Origin of the sequence: Protofrankia sp. Cas4, from assembly GCF_963555915.1 — a bacterium.
In the GTDB taxonomy this organism is placed as follows: Bacteria; Actinomycetota; Actinomycetes; order Frankiales; family Frankiaceae; genus Protofrankia.
Genome location: NZ_CAUVXL010000237.1, coordinates 1 through 3,039, shown reverse-complemented (window position 1 = coordinate 3,039; position 3,039 = coordinate 1). Strand labels below are relative to the sequence as shown.

The following is a 3,039-nucleotide window of genomic DNA, read 5'->3' as shown; positions in this document are numbered from 1 at the left end:
TGAGCGCGACGACGACTTCGCCGGCGGGAACCGGCGTAACCGCGGCAGGTTCCGTGAGCGTGGCCGCAACCGCGGCCGCCAGACTGGCGGTTTCAGCGAGTCGGAGCCGGTGGTCCGCGAGGACGACGTACTGGTTCCGGTCGCGGGCATCCTTGACGTTCTCGACAACTACGCCTTTGTGCGAACCAGCGGTTACCTGACCGGCCCGACCGACGTCTACGTCAGCCTGGCTCAGGTCCGTCGCCATGCTCTGCGCCGCGGTGACGCGATCACCGGAGTCGTCCGGGCGCCGCAGGAGGGCGAGCAGCGGCGGGACAAGTACAACGCGTTGGTCCGGCTCGACACGGTCAACGGCCTGGACCCGGATGAGGCGCGCAACCGACCCGAGTTCACCAAGCTCACCCCGCTCTACCCGCAGGAGCGGCTGCGCTTGGAGACCGAGCCGCAGTTGCTGACAACCCGGGTGATCGACCTGGTGATGCCGCTCGGAAAGGGCCAGCGGGCGTTGATCGTCAGCCCACCGAAGGCGGGAAAGACGATGGTGCTGCAGGCCATCGCGAACGCGATCACGACAAACAACCCGGAATGTCACCTCATGGTCGTTCTTGTCGACGAACGCCCGGAAGAGGTGACCGACATGCAGCGGTCGGTCAAGGGCGAGGTCATCGCGTCAACCTTCGACCGGCCCCCGTCCGACCACACCAGCGTCGCCGAGCTCTCCATCGAGCGGGCCAAGCGGTTGGTGGAACTGGGCGAGGACGTCGTCGTGCTGCTTGACTCGATCACCCGGCTCGGGCGGGCCTACAACCTGGCTGCTCCCGCATCCGGCCGGATCCTGTCCGGTGGTGTGGACTCGACCGCGCTCTACCCGCCGAAGCGGTTCCTCGGTGCTGCCAGGAACATCGAGAACGGCGGGTCGTTGACGATCATCGCCACGGCGCTGGTGGAGACGGGCTCCACGATGGACACTGTGATCTTCGAGGAGTTCAAGGGAACGGGCAACGCCGAGCTCAAGCTTGATCGGAAGATCGCCGACAAGCGGATCTTCCCGGCGATTGACGTCGACCCGTCCGGAACCCGCAAGGAGGACATCCTACTTGCGCCGGACGAGCTTGTGATCATGCACAAGCTGCGTCGGGTTCTGCATACCCTTGAGTCCCAGCAGGCACTCGATCTTCTTCTGGAGAGATTGAAGCAGACGCGGACGAACTACGAGTTCCTGATGCAGATCGCGAAGACGACTCCAGGGCAGGACTAAGAGCGTCCGCGGTGCTGTCCCTGGACGACCGGAAGCTTCTGGCAGACTGGAACGTTGAGACCCGGCACCGGTTCACGCCCTCGCCGTCATGGCAGGGCGACCCGGCGGCCACTTCGGGAAGAAGGATCATGAAGGCTGACATTCATCCGACGTACCGTGAGACTGCGGTCGTCTGCACCTGCGGCTCCACGTTCACGACCCGTAGCACCAAGTCGGACGGCGTGATCAATGCTGAGGTGTGCTCACAGTGCCACCCCTTCTACACCGGCAAGCAGAAGATTCTGGATGTCGGCGGTCGGGTCGAGAAGTTCGAGCGGCGCTTCGGTCGCCGTAGTCCCGGCGACAAGGCCGGGCCGGGGACGAAATAGCACGTTTACAGCGCCCGTGCCCTGTCCGACAGCGGCGCGGGCGCTGTTTGGCGTCCGTGTCGCGTCGCCTTTGGCCACTAGACCAGGAGATTCCCGAAATGACCACTCCACTCGACGGTCTGCTTGCCGAGCACGCCGAGCTGGAGGGCCGTCTCGCCGATCCGTCCGTGCATGCCGATCCGGCGCTGGCACGCAGTCTCGGTCGCAGGTACGCGGAACTGATCCCGGTCGTGGAGACCGCGCGCGAGCTGGACCGGGTCGATGCGGACCTCGCGACCGCCCGGGAGTTCGCCGCCGAGGATGTCTCGTTTCGCGCCGAGGTCGCGGAGCTTGAGGCCGCGCACGCGGTGTTGCGGGACCGCCTGCACACCCATCTGGTGCCCACCGACCCTGACGACGCCCGGGACGCGATCCTTGAGATCAAGGCGGGCGCCGGCGGTGAGGAGTCTGCGCTGTTCGCAGGCGACCTGCTGCGGATGTACCTGCGCTACGCCGAGCGGCGCGGCTGGCGGGCCGAGATCCTGGACGCGAATCCCAGCGATCTCGGCGGGTATCGGGACGTGAGCGTGGCGGTGAAGGCCGGCCGGACGAGCACCGGTGGCGTGTTCGGGCGGCTGCGGTTCGAGGGTGGTGTCCACCGGGTGCAGCGGGTTCCGGTCACCGAGTCGGCAGGTCGTATCCACACCTCGGCGGCCGGGGTCCTGGTGCTGCCCGAAGCCGAGGCGGTCGAAGTCGAGATCGACCCCAATGAGCTGCGCATCGATGTGTACCGCTCCTCGGGCCCCGGTGGGCAGAGCGTCAACACGACGGACTCGGCGGTGCGTATCACGCATCTTCCCAGCGGCCTGGTGGTCTCCTGCCAGAATGAGAAAAGTCAGCTGCAGAACAAGGAGTCGGCCCTGCGCATTCTGCGTGCCCGACTGCTGGTCGCCGCCCGCGAGCGGGCGCAGGCAGAGGCATCGGCGGCACGGGCCAGTCAGGTTCGTACAGTGGACCGGTCCGAGCGGATCCGTACCTACAATTTCGCGGAAAACCGGATCAGCGATCACCGGGTCGGATTCAAAGCGCACAACCTCGATCAGGTACTCGACGGTGAACTCGACGAGGTACTGGACGCACTGGTTGCGGCGGACCTGGAGGCGAGGCTCTCGGCCGGATCGCCGTCATGACCTCCGTCGGGCCCCACCGTGAGCCGGCAACGCCCGTTCCGATGAGCCCGCTGGTTTCGTCCATGCGTGCAGCGGTTACCGCTCTTGCCGCGGCCGGAGTAGCCAGTCCCCGGTCGGACGCCGAAGAGCTCGCGGCATACGTGACCGGTGAGCCCCGCCGGCGCTTGGCGCCGACGGCCACCATGACCCCGGCGGACCTGGAGCGGTTTGCCGAGCTCGTGGCGCGGCGGGTCGCGCGGGTGCC

The 3,039-nt window shown here is 66.8% G+C and carries 3 protein-coding genes and 1 pseudogene; all 4 read left to right on the top strand.

The genetic code is table 11. The annotated features are described in order from the left end of the window. Positions 1–1,258: transcription termination factor Rho (gene rho, locus U9979_RS21240; protein WP_322780742.1), on the top strand; the 1,258-nt coding region annotated here is incomplete at its 5' end. A gap of 128 nt (positions 1,259–1,386) precedes the next feature. Beyond that, positions 1,387–1,626, top strand: coding sequence for a 50S ribosomal protein L31 (gene rpmE / locus U9979_RS21235; RefSeq protein WP_322748064.1), 240 nt, complete (start codon positions 1,387–1,389; stop codon positions 1,624–1,626). A 98-nt stretch (positions 1,627–1,724) separates the two neighbouring features. Beyond that, positions 1,725–2,795: a peptide chain release factor 1 gene (prfA, locus tag U9979_RS21230; protein WP_322748063.1), complete on the top strand. Its 1,071-nt coding sequence runs from the start codon at positions 1,725–1,727 to the stop codon at positions 2,793–2,795. Beyond that, a pseudogene (locus U9979_RS21225) lies at positions 2,792–3,039 on the top strand (peptide chain release factor N(5)-glutamine methyltransferase); the annotation flags it as partial. The gene prfA and the pseudogene U9979_RS21225, both read left to right, overlap by 4 nt.